Source organism: Pelomicrobium sp. P1, assembly GCF_052805615.1.
Genome location: NZ_JBRBEM010000007.1, coordinates 121,642 through 141,635 on the forward strand (window position 1 = coordinate 121,642; position 19,994 = coordinate 141,635).

The following is a 19,994-nucleotide window of genomic DNA, read 5'->3' on the forward strand; positions in this document are numbered from 1 at the left end:
CGGCTAAGCGCAAAGAAGCCGCGCCCCAAATTTCGCGATGTGAATGGACGTATCGCGATCCGAGGCAAGCATACCGCGGATCGGCGCGGCCCGGAATAGCCGTGGAGGTTCCGGGTTACGGACGGGCTCGGGAAAGGCGGGCCGCCTCGCCCCAGCCGCCCCCCAAGGCTCTCACCAGATCGGCCACCGCCGCCCGCTGATCCCGCAGGGCGTCGATGCGGCTCAATTCCGCCGCAAGGAGACTGCGCTCGGCGTCCAGCACTTCCAACTGGCTGGAGAGCCCCTGGGCGTAGCGTACCCGGGCGAGCCGCAGGGTCTCGGTGAGGGCCTGCATGCGGCTGCCTTCCGCCTCAAAGATCTCCCGGGAGCGGGTCTGGCGGGCGAGGGCTTCCCGCACCTCGCTGAAGGCTTGCTGGATCGCTTTCCGGTACTGGGCCACCGCCTGGCGCTGCCGGGCCTTGGTTGCCTCCACTTCGGCGAGGAGCCGACCGCCCTGGAAGATGGGTTGCGTGAGCCCTGCCGCCAGTTGCCAGACGCCCGCCGGTCCGGAGAAGAGGTCCGACAAGGACGCGCTCTCGGAGCCGAGAAAGCCGGTCAGAGCGATGCGGGGGAAGAGGGCCGCCCGCGCCGCGCCGATATCGGCGTGGGCGGCGATCAGCGACTGCTCCGCTTCCACCAGGTCCGGGCGCCGCAGCAGGAGATCGGAGGGCAGGCCCTCCGGCACCACCACGGCGGGCGGCGCGTCCCGGTGGGCTCCCCGCTCCACCTCGCCCTCGAGAATGGCCCGGGGGCTGCGGCCCAGGAGCAGGGCGAGGGCCGCTTCCTCCGCTTCCCGGGCGCGCTCGAGGGCGGAAAGCTGGGAGCGGGCCGAGGCCACTTCCGCTTCCCGCTGCCGCAACTCGAATTCGCCGATCAAGCCGCTCCGATGCCGGACCCTCTGCAGTTCCAACTCTTCCAGGCGCAGCGCCAGGGAGCGGCGGGTGGCCTCCACCTGGCCGTCCAGGGCGGCCAGATTGAAATAGGACCGGGTCACCTGGGCGGTGAGGACGAGGCGCACGGTTTCCTGGGCGGCACGGGTCGCGAGCAGGCGGGCGCGGGCGGCCTCGGCGGCGTTCTTCAACCGTCCCCACAGGTCGAGCTCGTAGGCCACGTTGAGGGTGCCGCGGTAGGTATCCTGGGTGGCGGGGGTCCCCGGCGGCAGGGGAAAGGAGGAGCGCTCGGAGCGCCGGCCGCGGCTCGCCTCCGCCGCCGCGTCCACTGAGGGCAGCCGCTGGGCCTCCGCGATCCGGGCGAGGGCCCGGGCTTCATCCACCCTGGCCACGGCGAGCTGCAGATCCTGGTTGTGGGTCAGGGCTTCTTCCACCAGCCGGTCGAGGGCGGGCTCCCCGTAGAGCATCCACCACCGGTCGGCCGGGGCGGCGACGCCGTCGGCGGGCGCCACCTTCCACGCGGCCGGCAGTTCCTGGGCTGGCCACTCGTCATCCGGGGCGAGGGATACGCAGCCCGTGAGGAGAGATACCACCAGGAATGACAGAAGCAGCTTATGCGCCACCGCTGCCTCCTTTGCTGGTGGGATGCCGATGGGGCATGGCGGGCGCGGGCCGATGGGCCAGCGCCCGGGCGTGCTCCGCCTCCTGCAGGATGTCTTCCGTCGAGCGGGGCTCCCGCAGCGTGCGCGCCGTGATCAGCTTGAAGAACAGGGGCACGAAGAAGATGGCGAGGAAGGTGGCGGCCAGCATTCCGCCCACGACGCCCGTGCCCACCGAGTGGCGGGCGCCGGCCCCGGCGCCGGTGGATACCGCCAGCGGCAGCGCACCGAAGATGAAGGCGAGCGAGGTCATCAGGATGGGCCGGAAGCGCAGCCGTGCCGCCTCCACCGCCGCGGCGCTGGCGGACATGCCCTCGTGGAATTTCATCGAGGCGTATTCCACGATCAAGATGGCGTTCTTGGCGGCGAGGCCCAGCAGGGTCACCAGCCCGATCTGAAAATAGACGTCGTTGGTGAGCCCCCGCAGCCACACCGCGGCCAGCGCTCCGAAGGTGCCGAAGGGCAGGGCGAATAGCACCGACAGGGGCAACGACCACTTCTCGTACTGGGCGGCGAGGATCAGGAACACCATCACCACCGCCATCACGAGGGCAAGAGTGGAGGCGCCGCCCGCCTTCTTCTCCTGGTAGGAGGCGCCGCTCCAGTCCAAGCTGAAGTCGGGGGGCAGCACTTCCCGGGCGATGCGCTCGATGGCCTCGATGGCCTGGCCGGAGCTCACGCCCGGGGCGCCCGCGCCGAAGATCTTGGCCGCCGGCAGGTTGTTGAACCGGTCCAGGGTCTCCGGCCCCGAGGTGTAGCGCACCGCGGCCAGCGACGCGAGGGGCACCATTTCGCCCCGCTGGCTGCGCAGCCACACGTGACCGATGTCGTCCGGCGCCTTGCGGTAGCGGGGCTCCGCCGACATGAGCACCTGCCAGGTGCGCCCGTACTTGTTGAAATCATTGACGTAGAAAGTGCCCAGCGTCGCCGCCACCGTGTCGAACAGCTCGTCGATAGGCACCCCCAGCGCCTTCGCCTTTTCCCGGTCCACGTCCACGTAGAGCTGGGGTGTGTTGGATCGCCACAGGGTGTTCACCTGGACAAACGTGGGGTCCTGCGCTACCCGGGCGAGAAACTGCTGGGTGACCTGGGCGAGCCGCTTGGGGTCGCCTTCGCCGCGGTTCTGCAGGTATAGTTCGAAGCCGCCGGCGTTGCCGAGGCCGAAGATGGGCGGCGGGTTGAAGGCCAGCACCAGCGCCTCCTGGAGATGGGCGGTTTTCATGAACAGGTCTCCGATGAGGGCCTGCACGGGCACGTCCCGCTCGTCCCAGTGCTTCTGGGTGACGAAGATGGTGGCGGCGCTGTTGCGGAAGGCGCCGCCCAAAAAGTCGAAGCCGGTGAAGGCCACCGCATCCTCGTTAGCCGGGTTGGACCGGATCGCCTTCAGTACCTCGCCCACCACCTGGTCGGTGCGCTCGAGGCTCGCCCCGTCCGGCAGCAACACCGCGGCGATGTAGTAGCCCTGGTCCTCGTCCGGCACCAGGGAGCCGGGCGTCAAGCGCCACAGCCCGGCGGTCAAGGCCGCCATTCCGGCGAAGAGCAGGATGCCGATGCCGCTGCGCCGGATCATCCACGTCACGCCCCGGGTGTAGCGCCGGGTGACCCATCCGAATCCCTCGTTGAACCAGTGGAACACCCAGCCGGGCTGCTTGTGCTCCCGCTTCAAGATGAGCACGCACAAGGACGGCGTCAGGGTGAGGGCCACCAGGCCGGAAATGACCACCGAGATGGAGATGGTGACGGCGAACTGGCGGTAAAGCTCGCCGGTCAAGCCTCCCAGGAACGCGATGGGGATGAACACCGCGCACAGGGTGAGCACGATCGCCACCACCGGACCGGTCACCTCCCGCATCGCCTTGATCGCCGCCTCCCTCGCCGAAGCGCGATCCTCGTGCATGATGCGCTCCACGTTCTCCAGCACCACGATGGCGTCGTCCACCACGATGCCGATGGAGAGCACCATGCCGAACAGCGTCAGGGTGTTGATGGAGTAGCCCAGGGCGAGCAGTCCCGCGAAGGTGCCGATCAGGGACACCGGCACCGCGATGATGGGGATGAGGGTGGCGCGGACGTTTTGCAGGAACGCGTACACCACCAGGAGCACCAGGAGCATCGCCTCGCCCAGGGTCTTCAGCACTTCCCGGATGGAAACCTCCACGAAACGCGTGGTGTCGTAGGGGATGGCATAGGCTAGCCCGTCGGGGAAGCGCTGGGCCAGCTCGGCCATGGTGGTCTTCACGCTTTGCGCCACGTCCAGGGCGTTGGCCCCCGGCTGCAGGAAAATGCCCACCAGGGTGGCGGGCCGGCCGTTGTAGCGGCCGATGAACTCGTAGTCCTTGGAGCCCAGCTCCACCCGGGCCACGTCCTTGAGCCGCAGCGTCGAGCCGTCCGGGTTCGCCCGCACCACGATGTTCTCGAACTCCGAAACGTCGCTGAGCCGGCCTTTGGCGTTGACGGTGTAGGTGAGCTCCTGGGGCCCGCCGGTGGGCGTCTGGCCGACCTTGCCGGCGGCGAACTGGGCGTTCTGCTCGTTGATGACACGTACCAGGTCGGCCGTGGTGAGCTTTAACTGGGCGAGCCGGTCGGGGCGCACCCAAATGCGCATGGCGTAGTCCTTGGCGCCGAAGATCTGCACGTTGGTGGTGCCGGGGACGCGCTTGAGCACGTCCAGCACGTTGAGCGTCACGTAGTTGCTGGTGTAGAGATCGTCGTAGCGCCCGTCGGGCGAATAGAACGCCAAGACCTGGAGGAACGCCGACGAGCCTTTCTCCACCGTGACGCCCTGGCGCCGCACTTCCTCGGGCAGGCGGGCCTCCGCTTGCTTGACCCGGTTGTTGACGTTCACCGCCGCGATGTCCACGTCGGCGCCGATGTTGAACGTCACCTGGATCTCCACCACCCCGTTGGAGGCGGACGTGGAGCTCATGTACAGCATGTCCTCAATGCCGTTGATGGCGTTCTCCAGGGGCGCCGCCACGGTCTGCTCCAGGGTCTCGGCCGAGGCCCCGGGATAGACCGCCCGCACCAGGACCACCGGGGGCGCGATCTCCGGGTACTGGGCGATGGGAAGGCTTCGCATCGCCGCCAGCCCGGCGATCACGACGAAGAGGGAGAGCACGGCCGCGAAGATCGGCCGGTCGATGAAGAAGCGGGAGAACATGGATCGGCCCGGCTATTTCACGAAGACGCCCCGGGCCGTTGTTCCGGCTGCGGGGTCGTGACGGTCACCGGCACGCCAGGCCCGATCTTCATGACGCCGTCCACGATCACCCGCTCGCCCGCGGCGAGGCCTTCCCGGATCACCCAGGATTCCCCGTTCCACGGCCCGGCCTGTACCGGGCGCGGCTCTGCCTTGCCTTCGGCGTTGACCACGTACACGAACTTCCCGCCCGGGCCCTCCAGCACCGCCCGCTGGGGAACCAGCACTGCCTGGGGGCGCACCGCGCCGTGGAGCGCCACGCGCACGAACTCTCCGGCCCGGAGCCAACCTTCCGGGTTGGGCACCTGGGCGCGGGCCTCGGTGGTGCCGGTCTGGGCGTTCACCCGCACATCGGTAAAGTCGAGGGTTCCCCGATGGGCGTAGGTGCGGCCGTCCGCCAGATTGAGCACCACCTTGAAACGCCCATCCGGCGGAAGCTTGAGGCGCCCGCTTTCCGCCTCTTCCCGGATGGCCATGCGCTCCCGGTCGGGGATGCCGAAGATCACGTACATGGGGTCGGTCTGGGTCACCGTGGTGAGCAGCACGTTCGGGCCGGAGACGAGCGTTCCCTCGGAGACCAGCGCTCGCCCGGAGACGCCGGAGATGGGCGCTTCCACCCGGGTGTAATCCAGGTTGAGCCGGGCCTCGGCCACGCGGGCCCGGGCCGCCTGCACTTCGGCCTCGGCGATCCGCTCGGCGGAAACGGCGTCGTCGTAGTCCTTCTGTGCCACTGCCTTGGCCTCGAACGCGGGCGCAAGCCGCGCCGCGTCCCGCCTGGCCTGGGCGAGGCGCGCCTCCGCCACGGCCAGATCCGCCTCGGCCCGATGGAGCGCCACCTGGAACGGCGCGGGATCGATGAGGAACAGGGACTGCCCCTCCTTCACCGGCGCGCCTTCCCGGTAGTGGCGCTTGAGCAGAATGCCGGTCACCCGGGCCCGCACCTCCACTTCCCGGAAGCCGGCGGTCTGGCCCACGTATTCGTAGGTGACGGGCAGATCCCGGGGCTCCACGGTCACGACGCTCACCGCCGGCGGGGGCGGAGGGGCGGGCGGCGCGCCGGCGGGCTGGCATCCGGCCATGAGCACAGGGAAACCGGCCAGAAAGAGGGCTCGGGAACGGAACCTGGTTGGCATCGTCGTAAAATCCACTCACGGACAGCGGTCACACGCCTGGGGCCACGGCGTTGAGCGTTAGCAAAATAGAGGAACACCGCTGGGGCGCCAGTGTACATACAGACATGAATGTATGTAAAGTAGACACCTGACGCTGCTTTGTACCGTAACAGTTGCGCTTTTCATTTACTCGAAGGTGTAAGGGACCGTGGCGAGACGCACCAAGGAGGAAGCCCAGGAGACCCGCAGCCGCATCCTGGACGCGGCGGAGCGGGTATTCCGCGACAGGGGGGTGTCCGGTACGTCCCTGGAGGACATCGCCGATGCGGCGGAGGTTACCCGGGGCGCGATCTATTGGCATTTCGCCAACAAGGCCGACCTATTCCTGGCCATGTCCGACCGGGTTACCCTGCCCATGGAGGAGATGGTGAAGCAGGCGGCGGACGACGCCATCGCCGATCCCCTGGCGCGGCTACGGGAGGCCTGCGTGCATGCCCTCAAGAAGACGGTGGAGGACCCGCGCTGCCGGCGGGTGTTCGAGATCCTGTGCTACCGCTGCGAATACGTGGGGGAGCTCTCCGCCATCCTGGATCGCCACCGGCAGTGCCGGTCCTCTGCGCTCATCCTGATCGAGCGGGCGCTGCGCAATGCGGTCACCCGGGGCCAGCTTCCGCCCAAGACCGACGTGCGCCGCATGGCCATCGGGCTGGACGCTTATTTCTTCGGCCTGATCTACACCTGGCTGTTGGACCCGGCCTCTTTCGACCTGGCGAAGGACGCCGAACGGCTGGTGGACATCTACCTGGACAGCGGGGCGGTCCGCCGCCTGCCGGCTCAATCCGCCCCGCGCCCGGGGAAGTCCAGCGCCACGAATCCCCACTCCGCCCGCCGCCGGGCGGGCGCCGGCTCGTCGCGAAGGTAGGGGGCCGCGCCCCTGCTTCAATCCCGCCATCGCGGCCTCTATACTGATGTCGTCTTTGCGCGTTCCCGTCGACCGCCATGGCCTTCGTCGCCCTCACCCGCATACGCCTGCGCTCCCCCCATCTCCTGCTGCCCTTCATGCTCCATACCGGGCGGGCGTTGCGCTTTCTGCGGCACGCTCCCGGGTGGGTGGTGACCCAGACCCGCAAGACCCGGGGCCTCACCTTCTGGTTCATGTCCGTCTGGGAGAGCGCCGCCGACCAGCGGGCCCACCGGGGCGTGGGCGCGCCCCTGGTGGACCTGGGCAAGTTCCGCGACTGGTGCGAGGAAATCGCCACCGCCGAATGGACCCAGCCGTCCGCGGAGCCCCCCTCCTGGGAGCAGGCGGAGGAGCGGCTCAAGAACTCGGCGCGGCTGCACCGCGTGGAACATCCGTCCCCTTCCCAACGGGCCTGGATGATTTCGACCGACTGAGAGCGGAAAAGGAGGGGCGGCATGAGGCACCCGGCGAGGGGGCCGCTGAAGGGCGGAAGAGGTGCCCCAGCGTCAAGCTGGGGATCTGACCCCGAAGGGGGGCCATGGCGGTCGGCGGCCCCTTGCGTCCGAGCTCGGATCGCATCCCCATCGTGGCGATGGGGCCCCTGCTCCGCCTCGCCGACCGCCCCTTAGGGGGATCGACGGCAAGGCGAATGCCGTCGGTCGCCGACGCCCGAGCGTTTGCAGACCGGAAGCGGAAAAGGAGGCGACCCCATGACCGAGAAGCAGCCACAAGGAACTTCCCGGGAAGAGCTCAAAGCGGAGAAAGTCTTCCAGGAAGGGCAGGACATCCGCACCCAGGTTCATGACCTCACTCTGGAAGCCCTGGCGGGCCGCCGGTTCGACCCGGAAGGCATCCGAGACGTGGTGCGGACCATGGGGGAAAGCATCGCCTCCGGAGCCCAGCGCAGCGGGGAAAATACGCGCCAGGCGGTGTCGGAAGCCCTGGCGGGGCTGGACCAGGCCCTCATGCGCTCGGTGGAAGCGGGGCGCCTCGCCCTGGAGCAGCTCCTGGCCGAGGGGCGGCGTCTGTCCGAGCGGGAGCTCCAGGTGGCCTTCGACGGCCTGCGGCGCCTGGAAGAGGATTTCCTCGCCACCGTGGAGCAGGTGGCCGAGGCCGCGGGCGAGGGAGTCCGGCCGGAGCTGCGGGAAGCCCTGGCCCAGGCGCGGCGCAACGGCACCGAAACCGGGCGCGAAGTCGCGCGCCTGATGACCGAGCTGGGGCAGCGCATCTCGAAGGCGACCCTGCATGCCGCGTTCACCGGCGTGGAGACCGCGGTGGAGGTGGGCGCGCGCTTCGCCCAGGTGGCGGGCGGGATCCTCTCGGGCCTCGCCGATTCCCTGCGCGAGCGGCGCTCCGAAGCGAAGCGATAGTCTTCGGTGGCCGGGGGCGGCTTCGCCCCAGGGGCCGTCGCGTCAGGAGCGGGAGCCTCGATGTTCAGGGAGACGCTCAGTTTCATGCGGGACCTTCCGCGTCTGCATGAGATCAGCTCGGTTCTGATCCGCCACGGCCTGGGCGACCTGGTGCGCCGGCTCGGCATCGGCACCCTGCTGGAGCGGGCCGGGCAGATCCTGCAATGGGGCGAAGCGGGGACGGGCACCGGGCTGGAGCCGCCCCAGCGCATCCGGCTCGCCCTGGAAGAGCTGGGGCCCACCTTCGTCAAGCTGGGCCAGGTCATGGCGACCCGGGTAGACGTCTTCCCGCCCCAGTGGATCGCCGAGTTCGAAAAGCTCCACAGCGAGGTTCCGCCGGTGCCCTTCGAGGCGCTGCTGCCGGAGCTGGAGAAGGCCCTGGGCCGCTCGCCGTTCGAGGTGTTCCGGGACCTGGAAACCCGCGCTTGCGCCTCCGCCTCCATCGCCCAGGTGCACCGGGCGCGGCTCCAGGACGGAGCCCCCGTCGTTCTCAAAGTCCGGCGCCCCGGAATCCGCCAGAAGGTGGAGGCGGACTTGCGCATCCTCACCTATCTGGCGGGGCTGATCGAAGCGGAGCTGCCCGAGGCGCGCCGTTACCAGCCCGTGCAGATCGCCGCTCAGTTCGTGGGCTCCATGGAGCGGGAGCTGGACCTTTCGGTCGAGGCGCGCAACATGGAGCGCTTCGCCAAAAACTTCGCCCGCCACCCCTACGTGGTCATCCCCCGGGTCTACTGGGAATGGACCAGCGAGACGCTCAACGTGCAGGAGCGCATCGACGGCGTTCCCGCCACCCAGCTCGCGGCGGTGGAGGCGGCCGGGCTGGACAAGCGGGTGCTGGCGGCGCGGGGGGCCGAGGCGGTGCTCAAGATGATCCTGATCGACGGCTTCTTCCACGCCGATCCCCATCCGGGCAACGTGTTCTACCTTCCGGGCAACCGCATCGTCATCATCGACTGCGGCATGGTGGGGCGCCTCACGCCCCCGCGCCGCAACCAGGTGGTGGACCTGCTGGCAGGCCTCGCCCGCATGGACGAGGAGCCCATGCTGGAGGTCCTGCTCGACTGGGCGGGGGACGCCTACGTGGACGAAGCGAAGCTCGCCGCCGACATCAACGAGCTGGTGTTCAACTACGAGGACATGCCCCTCAAGGACATCCGCATCGGCGCGGTGCTGCGGCAGTTCGCCGGCATCATCCGGGAGCATTCCATCGTCATGCCGGCGGATCTCGCCCTCATGTTCAAGGCGCTGATCACGCTAGAGGGGCTGGGGCGCCAGTACGACCCGGATTTCCACATCGTCGATCACCTGACTCCCCTGCTGCGGCGGGCCCTTGCCCAGCGGCTGCGGCCGGCGGAGCTGCTGCGGCGCGGCCGCCATTCCCTCGCCGATTTCGTGAACGTGATGGGCAGCGTACCCCGGGACCTGGCGCGCCTCGTCCGGGAGGCGCGGCGGGGCAAGACCCGCATCGACCTGGATCTGAAGCGGCTGGACGACTTCGGCCAGCAGTTGGACCGCACCCTGGACCGGGTCACCATGGGCATCATGACCGCCTCCCTGGTGATTGGCTCCTCTATCGTCATGACCGTGACCTCCGGCCCGCGGGTACTGGGCTTGCCCCTGTTCACCGTCCTGGGCGTGTTGGGCTACGTGGTCGCCTTCTTCAACAGCGTCTGGATCATCGTGGGCATCTGGCGCTCCGGCCGGCGGTAGAGTAAAAAAAGGTGGAACCACAGAGGCGCAGAGACACAGAGAAAAGAAGAAAAAGAAATTTTCAACGCGAAGGGTGCAAAGGGCGCGAAAGGAAAAACTTTTTTAATCCTCCGTCAACAGGAATTCCCGCACCACGCCGATCTGGTCTTCGGTCATGAGCCAGGGGGCGTGGCCGACGCCGGGGAACTCCACTACCCGGGCCTGGGGCCCGCGCTGCGCCATCTCCCGCGCGGTGCTCGCGAGCAGCAGATCCGACTCGGCGCCCCGCAGCACCAGGGTCGGGCAGCGCACCGCGTCCCACACGGGCCAGAGATCCACGCCCATGAGGAAGTCGGTGCCGAACTCGATCCCTTCGGTGTTGTGGTTGCGCAGGGCGCTGACGATGCCGGGGTCGTAAGCGAGGGCGTAGCTTCCATCCTCCAGTTGCCGGGCGCTGTGGCGGGCCACGTGCCGCCACTTGGCGTCGTCCAGAGGCCCGAAGCTGGCGCAGACCGCCCGCAGATGGGCCTCCACTTCCTGCAGGTCGCGAAAGCGGTCTTTGCGCCGGGCGTGGAGGCCTTTGAGCCTCGCCAGGCCGGACCAGGGCACCAGGGGACCCACGTCGTTCAGCACCAGCCGGCGGATGGGGGTGCCGGCCTTCGACGCCAGCATCATGCCGATCAGCCCGCCCATGGACGTGCCGATCCAGTCGAGGCGCGGCGGGCGCTCCCGCGCGAGGAGTCGCCGCAGAAAGGTCCCTGGACCCTCGGGCGCGGGGGCGGTGACGTGGGCGATGAGGGTGGCGGCGTCCGAGAGGTACAAGGGAAAGCCGTAGTCCGCCTTGTCCTCGAGCCAGTCGCTGTCGCCGCGCCCCGCCACGTCCATGCACACGACCCGGCAGTGCCGGGCCAAGGCCATGGCGAGGAAGTCGAAGTCCCGGCTGTTGCGGGTGAGCCCATGGACGCACACCACCACGTGGGGATTAAACCGCTCGCCCCACTCGGCGTAGGCGATGCGGTGAAAGCCGTGGGGGTCGAGGCACAGGAGGTGGCCGTGGCGGGGACTCATGGCGTCGGGACGGCCGCTGCGCGATCCGTGGCGGACGAATGCATGGCCGCCGATGATACCGCGGCCCGCCATCCCGCGGCAGGTTCATTGGAATCTTGCCGCGATTGCGGGGATCGGCGCTCCCGGAACGGGGCGGCACGTCCGGGGAAGGGCTTGCCCGGCCTGGACGATCCGGCGATCTTGTCGCGCGCCGGCAGCGGGTGCTACCATGGTGTCACTATACATTCGTACCTACCGCTTGCCGGCATGGGTTCCACGACCACACTGAAGTTGCCGCAGCAGCTCAAGGAGCGCATCGCGGCGCTGGCCGAGCAGACGGGGCGTTCGCCCCATGCGCTCATGCTGGAGGCGATCGAGCGCGAGGTGGCGCGCGGCGAGAGGATGCGCTCGTTCGTCGAGGAGGCCATCGCGGCCGATCGGCGCATCGACGCGACAGGCGAGGTATTCGCGGCCGACGAGGTTCATGCCTGGATCGAGCGGCTCGCCCGCAAGAGGAAGGCGGCCCGGCCCAAGCCGTGGCGCAAGTAGTCTATTCAGCCAATGCGCTCGCTCATTTGGAGCGCCTCTTCGATTACCTGGCGGATTACGATCCCGGTGCAGCTCTCGACTCCGCCCGGGCCATTCGCAGCGCGATCGAAGCGCTTGCCCAACATCCCTTGATCGGGCGCCGCGTGAGCGGCGAGCTCAGGGAACTGGTGATCTCCTACGGCAAGACCGGTTACGTGGCCCTGTACCGGTTCGTTCCCGCAAAAGGTCAGGTGCGCGTTCTGGCCATCCGGCATCAGCGGGAGCTGGACTATCCCGTCTGATTGCCGTAAGCATGACGGGCACCGGTCCGGCTGGCCGTCGCCCCGAAGAACCTTGTCTATCCCGACGCCGCCACGCGCCAGGTATCGCCGCCCGCCGCCTTGGCCTGGTACATGGCCGCGTCGGCGGCGGCGAGCAGGGCCCGGGAATCGCGCCCGTGTTGGGGGTAAAGGCTCACGCCGATGCTCACCGTCATAGGGAGTTCCAGGTCTCCGATGGCGTAAGGCCGTGCGCCGGTGGCCACCAGCCTTTCGGCGATTGCGCGCAGCGCCCCGGCTTGCTGGATGACCTCGACCAGGGCGACAAACTCGTCCCCGCCCCAGCGCCCCAGGGTATCCCCGACCCGCAGGCCCGCCTGTAGACGGTGGGCGACAGCGGCGAGCAGCCGGTCTCCCACGGCGTGCCCCAGGGTGTCGTTCACCTGCTTGAACTGGTCCATGTCGATGCACAGGACCGCGAACGACGAATGGTGGCGCTGGCCGTGGGCGATCGCCAGGCTCAGGCGGTCCTCCACCAGAGCCCGGTTGGGAAGGCCGGTCAGCCCGTCGTAGAAGGCCAGGCGCCGCAGGGACTCCACCAGCCGCTGGCTGGTCATGTCCTGCACGAAATGGACGAATCCGGCAACGGGCCCGCCGGGCTCCCCCACCGCGCACACCGTTTCCAGGGCGGGCAGGAAGCCGGCCGCCCGGTCCCGGTAGCGCACTTCCCCCTCCCACCGGCCCCGGGCCAGCAGGAACGGCCGGATCTGGTCCAGCCGGGCGCCCTCGTCCGCGCAGCGGATGGCGTCGATTCCCAGGCCGAGGGCCTCCTGGAGCGAAAGGCCGGTCACGGCGCTCAAGCGGGGATTTACGTACTCCAGGATCCCGTCCGGGCGGGTCATGGCGACGCCGATGGGGATCTGGTCGATGGCGGCCAGCAGCCAGCGCATCGGCCGAGGAAGGCCCTCCGCCGCGCCCGCCGGGGGTTCCGGTTCCCGGGCCAGCGCCCGGGTGGACGGGCTCAGGGAAGGGTATTGCGCCTCGCCGCCCTTCGGCGCGGCGGGCTGGGGGGCCGGGTGCATCGTGACCTCGTTCTTCGCGGGATCGGTTTCGCTCATGGGCCGAGAGGCGGCACGGGGCATTCCACCATGCTCTTCCGGAGAGATCGAGGCGCCATGCGCGCGACCCACGCCAGGTATTCGAGTTGCATAGGTTATCAGCGGTTACTGATATATGCAACCTCGGGTTGGCATATGGTCTCGTGCTTGGTGCTACCGTTGCCGGCATGGGTCTGACCGATGAAAAGCGGGCTTTCAGCAAGCGACTCGTGGAAGCGATGCGCAAGGCCGGCATCGACACCCTCAGCCCCACCCACGTGGCCCGGGCGTTCAATCTGCGCTACCAGGGCGATCCGGTCAGCACCCAGAGCGTCAGAAAATGGCTCACGGGCCGCGCTCTGCCTTCCCAGGACAAGCTGCGCGTCCTCGCCGAATGGCTCGGCGTGGCGCCCCAGTGGCTGCGCTTCGGCGACGGCGCTGGCGAGGGCGCCCGGCGTGCCGGCGTCCTTCGTCAGGAGACGCGCCCCTACCGGCGCGACCAGGACATCCTGCTAGAAGTCTTCGGCCGCTTGAGCGAGCGGCACAGGAAGCTGGTGCTCGACCTGGCAGAGGCGCTGGCGGCGGCCGAACGGAAGCGGTGAGGCCTACGCGCCGGGGCGTGACTTGCCGGCGCTCGGGAAGGCGGGCTGCAGGCCCCGTGGTCCAACGCAAGCGGTCCCCATCCGCGGTTTATGCGTTTCCCTTGGAAACACCGTTCGTTCGGGCGCAGGTTGACGCAAGTCTGTACAGCTTGCACAGTTCTGGGCCGGAGGTGAACCTCCCTGAGCGGCATCAAGAGAAGCGGCGTCGAGGCGGCCCGCAAGAACCTTCCCACCTTGCTCGAGCAGGCCCACCGCGGCGAGCCGTGCCTGATCACGAAGCACGGCAAGATCTATGCGGCCATCGTTCCTCCTCTTATCCGGGCAAGCACCCGGGGGGGGCCGGACCTTCGTGCCCTGCGGGGGAGCGGCAAGGGGCTCTGGGACAGGTCGGTCAAGCGCGTCATCGCGCGAATGCGGGACGAATGGCGCTAGAAACCCCGGCAGAGCCCCCGAGCGGCTGTGTCCTGCTCGTCGATTCGGCACCGATCATCTACTTCCTCGAGGCCATCCAACCCTCGCGGATCGGTTTCAGCCTCTTTCGACCGTGCAGCGGCGGGAGACCTGAACCTCGTCGTTTCGACCATCACCCTGGCCGAGGCGGTCTCGGGACCTTTGGCTGCGGGCAACGAGTACCTGGCCGAGCAATACCGGCTCGCCATGACGAGGGGCCCGGGTCTGGCCGTTGTCGCCGTGACCGAGACGATCGCCGTGACTGCGGACCGTTTTCGTGCGCGATACCGGCTGCGCTTGCCCGATGCGATCCAGTTGGCCAGGCGGTGGAAGTCGGCGCCTACGCCTTGGTGACGCACGACCACGGCTTTCGCCGAGTCGAAGAAGTGCGGATATCGGGCCAGGCTCTCTCCCGGAAATAATCTGCCGACTCTGTTCAGCGGCGTTGCAGTATCGGGCGCCTGGACTACGCGCCAGCACGCCTTTGCCGTCAAGCCATCATCCGGCCGACGGTTTCAAGGGCCAGCCAGGGATGGCGCGGGCAGATGGCGCTTGAAACGCGTGAGGCAGGCGAAGGACAGCAGCGCACACCCCAGGATCAGGGCGAAGCCGGCGTGGAAGGCCGCCCGCCCGAAAAGCGGAGCGTTTCCGAGCGGCGCGTCGCTGGATAGCAGGTCCAGCACCCATCCGAAAAGGGGCTGCAGCAGCAGGGGCCCGGCGATGGAGCCCATGTTGACCAGCCCGCTGGCGGTGGCGGCGAGCCGGCGGGGCACCCGGTCCCGCGCCAGGGTGTAGCCCAGCACGATGGTGCCGGCGCCCGCCGCGGCGACCGCCAGCAGCGGGAGCAGCAGTCCGAGGGGCAGCCCCGGCACCCCGGCGATCACCCCCCAGGCCGCCGCCGTCGCCAGCGTTCCACCCCGGTAGAGGGCCCCGGCGCGGCCGGTGCGGTCCGCGAGCCACCCCCAAAACGGGCTGCTCGCGCCGAAGAGAACGATCAAGAGGGAGCACGTCAGGGCCGCGTCGGCCACCGGCATGCCATAGTGCATGTGGAAAAACGGCACGCCCCACAGGCCGGCGAAAGCGAACACCGAAGCCAGCACCCCTCCGCCGGCCGCCACCAGCAGCCACAGGGCCCGGTAGCGGGCGGTTTCCCGCAGGAGGCCGAGCATGCACCTGAGGGCTTCGTCTTCGGCGCTGGCGAGCGGCATCCAATGGCTGTGGTATCCAGCCTCCGACGGGTCGTCCCGCATCCGCTTCCACACCAGGAAGGCGAGGGTGAGGGCGGCAAGGGCGGTCGTCCCCAGGGCCGGCCGCCAGCCCAGGGCTTCCACCAGGAGCCGCAACGGTAGGCCGGCGGTGAGCGCCCCCAGCACGCCCGCCATCAGCAGCATGCCGCTCGCGAAAGAGAACTGTCGCGGCGGCATCCAGTGGCTGGAGAATTTCAGCATGCACACCCAGGTGACGGAGGTGCCGACACCGATCAGCAGGCGGCCGATGAAAAGCGAGGGGAGCCCGCCGGCGGCCGCGAACATCAAGGTGCCGGCGGCGGTCAAGAGGGCTCCAGCCGCCAGAATGCGGCGCGGACCCCAGGTGTCCACCAGCAACCCGGTGGGCACCTGCAGCATCAGGTAAGCATAGAAGTAGCTGGCCGACAGCAGCCCGAGCCCCGCGGCGCTCAGGGCGAAATCGGCCACCAGCTCGCCGGCGATGACCGACGGCGCGACCCGGTGCAAATAACCCAACAGGTAGAAGGTGGCGCCGATGGCCCACAGGCTCCAGGTGAGCCGGCCCCCCGGGTAGGGAGTGGAGACGGAATCAGTCGGCAACCGGGACCGCCTCCCGCTTGCGGGCTTCTTCCAGCAGCCACTCCCGGAAACGCGCCACCTGGGGCCGGTCGGCGGTGGCCTGGGGGCATACCAGGTAATAGGCGTACCCGGCCTCCACGGCAATGTCGAACGGTGCCACCAGCTTTCCCGAGGCCAGGTCCGGACCCACCAGCTCCAGGACGCCCAGGGCGACGCCCAGGCCGTCCTCCGCCGCCTCGATGGCGAGGGCCGAGTTGGTGAAACGGGGTCCCCGGGACGTGTCGATGCCGGTGACCCCGGCCGCTTCGAGCCAGGCCTCCCAACTGATCCACCGGCGGGCGTTCCGCACCGTGTCGTCGTGGATCAGGGCATGGAAGCGCAGGTCCGCCGGCGTGCGCAGGGGCCGCTGGCTTCGCAGGAGCTGGGGGCTGCAGACCGGGGCGTAGGTCACGGGGAAGAGCTTGTCCGCCCGCCAGCCGGGATAGCGGCCATGGCCGAAGCGGATCGCCACCTCGGCCCCCAGGTCCGAGGCCTCGGGCGTGGCGAATCCGCCCGGGCTGTCCTCCCCGTCCCGATCCACCATGGCCTCGCTCTGGGAGATGCGCAAGGTCACCTCCGGATGGAGGGCCGTGAAGCGCTGCAGCCGGGGCACCAGCCAGCGGGTGGCGAACAGGGGCGGGGCGCTGACGCCCAGCGGCCCCAGCCGGGCGTGGCTGCGGGTGCGTTCCACACCGGCTGCCAGCGCCTCGAAGCCCTCCCGGATCTTGGGCAGGGCGGCCCGCCCGGCTTCGGTCAACTCCAGGGCCCGGGTGAGGCGCCGGAACAGGCGCACCCCGAGAAAGTCCTCGAGGCCCTTTACCAGGTGGCTCACGGCCGCTGGGGTGACGTTCAGCTCCTCGGCCGCCTTTTTGAAGCTCATGTGCCGGGCGGCGGCTTCGAAGGCGCGCAGGCTGTTCAAGGGCGGCAGGCGATAGGCCATGGGATATGGATTAGTCCAGCTAATTCATCACATAATAATAAATCATTTGTTGCGGCGCAAAAAATCTCTATATTGACCCTGTAGGCAACGTCGCAACAAGTGCTGCGATGAAAGGAATTCGATCACTCGACAGTGTAGAGAACGGATATGAATTTTGACCAAGCCGACGCAGTCCTCCACGAGGCCAGGCAGCTACGGGCGCAGGTCCTCAGACAATTGCTCGCCCGGGCCTGGACCGGCATCAAGGCGGTCTTCGTAAAGACTGTGCAGCCGGGCAAGACCGGCACCGGGAAGGGGGGAGCGCCGGCAGCCTGCTAGGGATTCAGGTCTTTACCGACCCGGGCGTCCGCCCCCCCGGCGGGCGCTCGCAGGGCCCGGTTCGCGCTCTTCCTCCTCCTCGCGAACCGGTGATTCAAAGGGCGCGCCTCAAGCGCGCCCTCTTTTTTGGCTGGGACGGGAACGGGCGTTCGGCGGACCCGCCCGCTCCGCGCCGCCGTCTTTCCCCTGCCCCACGCCTTAGCACGACCAGGGCGCGGGCTTCGTAGGGTCGATGCCGTAGCGCTCGGCCGCCCGGGCCAGCATCGAGGGCTCGACGGCTTTTTCCTCATGGAGGGCGGCAAGGGCCGCAAACGCGATATGTTCCCGGCTCACTTCGAAAAAGCGGCGCAGGTTCGCTCGGGTGTCGCTGCGGCCGAAGCCGTCGGTGCCCAGGGCGACGTAGCGGCGGTGGACCCAGGGACGGATGAGATCGGCCACCGCCGAGACATAATCGCTCACCGCCACCACCGGCCCTTCCGTCGGGCCGAGGCAATCTTCCACGTGGCTTTGTTGCCGGGGCTCGCCGCCGGTGAGCCGGTTGCGACGGGCCGCGGCGAGCCCGTCCCGGCGCAGCTCGGTGAAACTGGTGACGCTCCACACGTTGGCGGGAATGCCCCAGTCCCGCTCCAGCAGCTCGCCGGCGGAAAGGGCCTCCCGCAGGAGCGTGCCGCTGCCCAGGAGCTGCACTTTCGCGCCTTCCCGGGGCTTGAAGAGGTACATGCCCCGCAGGATGCCGGCTTCCGCCCCGGACGGCATGGCCGGATGGGGGTAGTTCTCGTTCATGACCGTGACGTAGTAGAACACGTCCTCCCGGGCTTCCAGCATGCGGCGCATGCCGTCCTGGAGGATCACCGCCAGCTCGTAGCCGAAGCAAGGATCGTAGGCCCGGCAGTTGGGGACGGTGGAGGCCACCAGGTGGCTGGAACCGTCCTGGTGCTGCAGTCCCTCCCCGGCCAGGGTGGTGCGGCCGGCGGTCGCCCCGAGGAGAAAGCCCCGGGCGCGGGAGTCCGCCGCCGCCCAGATGAGGTCCCCGACCCGCTGGAAGCCGAACATGGAATAAAAGATGTAGAAGGGCAGCATGGGTACCCCGTGAGCCGAATAGGCCGTGGCGGCGGCGAGCCAGGAGGAGAGGGCGCCCGCCTCGGCGATGCCTTCCTCCAGGATCTGCCCGTCCTTGGCTTCCTTGTAGTAGAGCAGCTCGTCCCGGTCCTCCGGCTCGTAGAGCTGGCCCACCGAAGAGTAAATGGCCACCTGGCGGAACAAGGACTGCATGCCGAAGGTGCGCGCCTCGTCGGCCACGATGGGCACGATGCGCTGGCCGATGGCGGGATCCCGCAGGAGCTGGGCGAGCAGCCGCACGAACGCCATGGTAGTGGACTCCTCCCGCTCGCCGGAGCCTTCCAGGATTTTCGCGAACGCCTCCAGCGGCGGCGCCGGCAGCGGCTGCGCGTCGCTGCGGCGCACGGGCAGGTAGCCGCCCAGAGCGCGGCGGCGGGCATGAAGGTATTTCATCTCCGGCGTGTCGTCGGCGGGCTTCAGGAAGCACAGGCGCTTCACCGCCTCGTCGGAGAGGGGCACGTTGAAGCGATCGCGGAAGGCGAGAAGGGCCTCGTCCTCCAGCTTCTTCTGCTGGTGGGCCCCCATCCTGCCCTGGCCCCAGTGGCCCATGCCGTAGCCCTTCTTGGTCTGGGCCAGGATCACCGTGGGCTGGCCGCGATGATTCACCGCGGCGTGATAGGCGGCGTAGATCTTCAGGGGATCGTGGCCGCCCCGGTGCAGCCGGTCGATGTCGTCGTCGGAGAGATGGGCGACCAGGGCTTGCAGCTCGGGGTACTTGTTAAAAAAGTGCTCCCGGTTGAAGCGGCCGTCGGTGGCGGCGTATTTCTGCAACTCCCCGTCCACCGTCTCGTGGAGCCGCCGGAGCAGGATCCCTTCCCGGTCCCGGGCGAAGAGGGGATCCCAGTCGGAGCCCCACAGCACCTTGATCACGTTCCAGCCGGCGCCGGCGAAGAGACCTTCCAGCTCCTGCACGATGGAGCCGTTGCCCCGCACGGGGCCGTCCAGCCGCTGGAGGTTGCAGTTGACCACGAAGATCAGGTTGTCCAGCTCTTCCCGCGCGGCGAGGGAGAGCCCGGCCAGGGACTCGGGCTCGTCCATCTCCCCGTCGCCCACGAAGGCCCACACCTTGCGGCCCCGGGTGTCCAGGAGCCCCCGGTCCGCCAGGTACTTCATGAAGCGGGCCTGGTAGATGGCGTTGAGGGGCCCGAGGCCCATGGAGCCGGTGGGAAACTGCCAGAAATCGGGCATCAGCCACGGGTGGCAGTAGGAAGAGAGGCCCTTCGGGCCGCCGAGCCCGGTCTCCCGCCGGTAGCGGGCCAGCCGCTCTTCCGGCAGGCGTCCCTCGAGGAAGGCGCGGGCGTACACGCCCGGGGCGGAGTGGGGCTGGAAGTAGACCAGATCCCCCAACTGGCCCGCCCGGAAGAAATGATTGAAGCCCACCTCGAATAGATCGGCCGCCGAGGCGTAGCTGGCGATGTGGCCCCCCAGCTCCGGGTGCTCGCGGTTCGCGCGCACCACCATGGCCAGCGCGTTCCAGCGCACCAGCGCCGTCACCCGTTCCTCCAGGGCCGGGTCGCCGGGGTAGGGGGGCTGCTCTTCCAGGGGGATGGTGTTCGCGTACGCCGTGGTGGCATTGAAGCGCAGCCGCCGGCAGGACCGGCGGGCTTTGTCGAAGAGCTTCTGCAGCAGGTACTCGGCCCGCTCCTCGCCTTCTTCCTCGATCAAGGCTTGCAGGGCCTCCAGCCACTCGCGGGTTTCCTGGGGATCGATGTCGGTGGGGTGTCCCATGGTGCGGTCTCCGGGCGTTTCGCTGCTAGGAAAAAGATTACGCCGATTCCAGCGGGAAGGATTGCGAAAATCCTCGAATGGGCGC

Annotated in this window: 17 protein-coding genes; 9 read left to right on the plus strand and 8 right to left on the minus strand. The window is 68.8% G+C overall.

Annotated features, from left to right (window positions below; translation table 11 throughout):
* Positions 1-115 precede the first annotated feature (115 nt).
* Genes ACUVYZ_RS08825 through ACUVYZ_RS08835 form a run of 3 tightly spaced genes read right to left on the minus strand, consistent with a single transcriptional unit; the run spans position 116 to position 5,920 of the window.
* Positions 116-1,552 carry an efflux transporter outer membrane subunit gene (locus ACUVYZ_RS08825; protein WP_439934240.1) on the minus strand — a complete coding sequence of 479 codons (1,437 nt, stop codon included), beginning with the start codon at positions 1,550-1,552 and terminating at the stop codon, positions 116-118.
* Entirely contained in the window at positions 1,542-4,748 is a 3,207-nt protein-coding gene (locus ACUVYZ_RS08830) for an efflux RND transporter permease subunit (RefSeq protein ID WP_439934241.1), read from the minus strand. The genes ACUVYZ_RS08825 and ACUVYZ_RS08830 overlap by 11 nt, the downstream gene beginning before the upstream one ends.
* A gap of 17 nt (positions 4,749-4,765) precedes the next feature.
* Positions 4,766-5,920 (minus strand): efflux RND transporter periplasmic adaptor subunit, encoded by a 1,155-nt coding sequence (locus ACUVYZ_RS08835; RefSeq protein WP_439934242.1) that lies wholly within the window; start codon positions 5,918-5,920, stop codon positions 4,766-4,768.
* 187 nt (positions 5,921-6,107) lie between these two features.
* Between ACUVYZ_RS08835 and ACUVYZ_RS08840 the strand changes: the two genes are divergently transcribed.
* From ACUVYZ_RS08840 to ACUVYZ_RS08855, 4 genes are all read left to right on the plus strand, one after another.
* The gene (locus ACUVYZ_RS08840) at positions 6,108-6,821 is read left to right on the plus strand and encodes a TetR family transcriptional regulator (protein ID WP_439934243.1); all 714 of its coding nucleotides are present in this window, start codon (positions 6,108-6,110) and stop codon (positions 6,819-6,821) included.
* 77 nt (positions 6,822-6,898) lie between these two features.
* Complete coding sequence (locus tag ACUVYZ_RS08845; RefSeq protein ID WP_439934244.1) at positions 6,899-7,294, plus strand: hypothetical protein; 396 nt, start codon at positions 6,899-6,901, stop codon at positions 7,292-7,294.
* Positions 7,295-7,570: 276 nt separating this feature from the next.
* Positions 7,571-8,230, plus strand: a complete 660-nt coding sequence (locus ACUVYZ_RS08850; protein ID WP_439934245.1) for a DUF6781 family protein — start codon at positions 7,571-7,573, stop codon at positions 8,228-8,230.
* Positions 8,231-8,290: 60 nt separating this feature from the next.
* Positions 8,291-9,979, plus strand: a complete 1,689-nt coding sequence (locus tag ACUVYZ_RS08855) for an ABC1 kinase family protein (RefSeq protein WP_439934246.1) — start codon at positions 8,291-8,293, stop codon at positions 9,977-9,979.
* 102 nt (positions 9,980-10,081) lie between these two features.
* Here the strand turns inward: ACUVYZ_RS08855 and ACUVYZ_RS08860 are convergent, their stop codons facing one another.
* Positions 10,082-11,098, minus strand: a complete 1,017-nt coding sequence (locus ACUVYZ_RS08860; protein ID WP_439934247.1) for an alpha/beta fold hydrolase — start codon at positions 11,096-11,098, stop codon at positions 10,082-10,084.
* A 174-nt stretch (positions 11,099-11,272) separates the two neighbouring features.
* On the opposite strand from ACUVYZ_RS08860, the gene ACUVYZ_RS08865 reads away from it, so the two are divergent.
* Together ACUVYZ_RS08865 and ACUVYZ_RS08870 are read left to right on the plus strand one after the other, a co-directional pair.
* Positions 11,273-11,554 carry a CopG family ribbon-helix-helix protein gene (locus ACUVYZ_RS08865; protein WP_439934248.1) on the plus strand — a complete coding sequence of 94 codons (282 nt, stop codon included), beginning with the start codon at positions 11,273-11,275 and terminating at the stop codon, positions 11,552-11,554.
* Positions 11,542-11,835: a type II toxin-antitoxin system RelE/ParE family toxin gene (locus ACUVYZ_RS08870; protein ID WP_439934249.1), complete on the plus strand. Its 294-nt coding sequence runs from the start codon at positions 11,542-11,544 to the stop codon at positions 11,833-11,835. Before ACUVYZ_RS08865 ends, ACUVYZ_RS08870 begins: the two co-directional genes overlap by 13 nt.
* A gap of 56 nt (positions 11,836-11,891) precedes the next feature.
* Here ACUVYZ_RS08870 and ACUVYZ_RS08875 read toward each other — a convergent pair whose 3' ends face one another.
* On the minus strand, positions 11,892-12,929 hold the full coding sequence (locus ACUVYZ_RS08875; protein WP_446033053.1) for a diguanylate cyclase domain-containing protein: 1,038 nt from the start codon (positions 12,927-12,929) through the stop codon (positions 11,892-11,894).
* 167 nt (positions 12,930-13,096) lie between these two features.
* Between ACUVYZ_RS08875 and ACUVYZ_RS08880 the strand changes: the two genes are divergently transcribed.
* Both ACUVYZ_RS08880 and ACUVYZ_RS08885 read left to right on the plus strand, forming a co-directional pair.
* Positions 13,097-13,510 carry a hypothetical protein gene (locus ACUVYZ_RS08880; RefSeq protein WP_439934251.1) on the plus strand — a complete coding sequence of 138 codons (414 nt, stop codon included), beginning with the start codon at positions 13,097-13,099 and terminating at the stop codon, positions 13,508-13,510.
* A 459-nt stretch (positions 13,511-13,969) separates the two neighbouring features.
* Entirely contained in the window at positions 13,970-14,314 is a 345-nt protein-coding gene (locus ACUVYZ_RS08885; RefSeq protein WP_439934252.1) for a type II toxin-antitoxin system VapC family toxin, read from the plus strand.
* Between the two features lie 161 nt (positions 14,315-14,475).
* Here the strand turns inward: ACUVYZ_RS08885 and ACUVYZ_RS08890 are convergent, their stop codons facing one another.
* Both ACUVYZ_RS08890 and ACUVYZ_RS08895 read right to left on the minus strand, forming a co-directional pair.
* Positions 14,476-15,786, minus strand: coding sequence for an MFS transporter (locus ACUVYZ_RS08890; RefSeq protein WP_439934253.1), 1,311 nt, complete (start codon positions 15,784-15,786; stop codon positions 14,476-14,478).
* Positions 15,776-16,744: a transcriptional regulator GcvA gene (locus ACUVYZ_RS08895; RefSeq protein ID WP_439934254.1), complete on the minus strand. Its 969-nt coding sequence runs from the start codon at positions 16,742-16,744 to the stop codon at positions 15,776-15,778. The genes ACUVYZ_RS08890 and ACUVYZ_RS08895 overlap by 11 nt, the downstream gene beginning before the upstream one ends.
* Positions 16,745-16,891: 147 nt before the next feature.
* On the opposite strand from ACUVYZ_RS08895, the gene ACUVYZ_RS08900 reads away from it, so the two are divergent.
* Positions 16,892-17,062 (plus strand): RSP_7527 family protein, encoded by a 171-nt coding sequence (locus tag ACUVYZ_RS08900; RefSeq protein ID WP_439934255.1) that lies wholly within the window; start codon positions 16,892-16,894, stop codon positions 17,060-17,062.
* A 198-nt stretch (positions 17,063-17,260) separates the two neighbouring features.
* Here ACUVYZ_RS08900 and mdeB read toward each other — a convergent pair whose 3' ends face one another.
* Positions 17,261-19,909, minus strand: coding sequence for an alpha-ketoglutarate dehydrogenase (mdeB, locus tag ACUVYZ_RS08905; protein WP_439934256.1), 2,649 nt, complete (start codon positions 19,907-19,909; stop codon positions 17,261-17,263).
* Between the last annotated feature and the right edge of the window lie 85 nt (positions 19,910-19,994).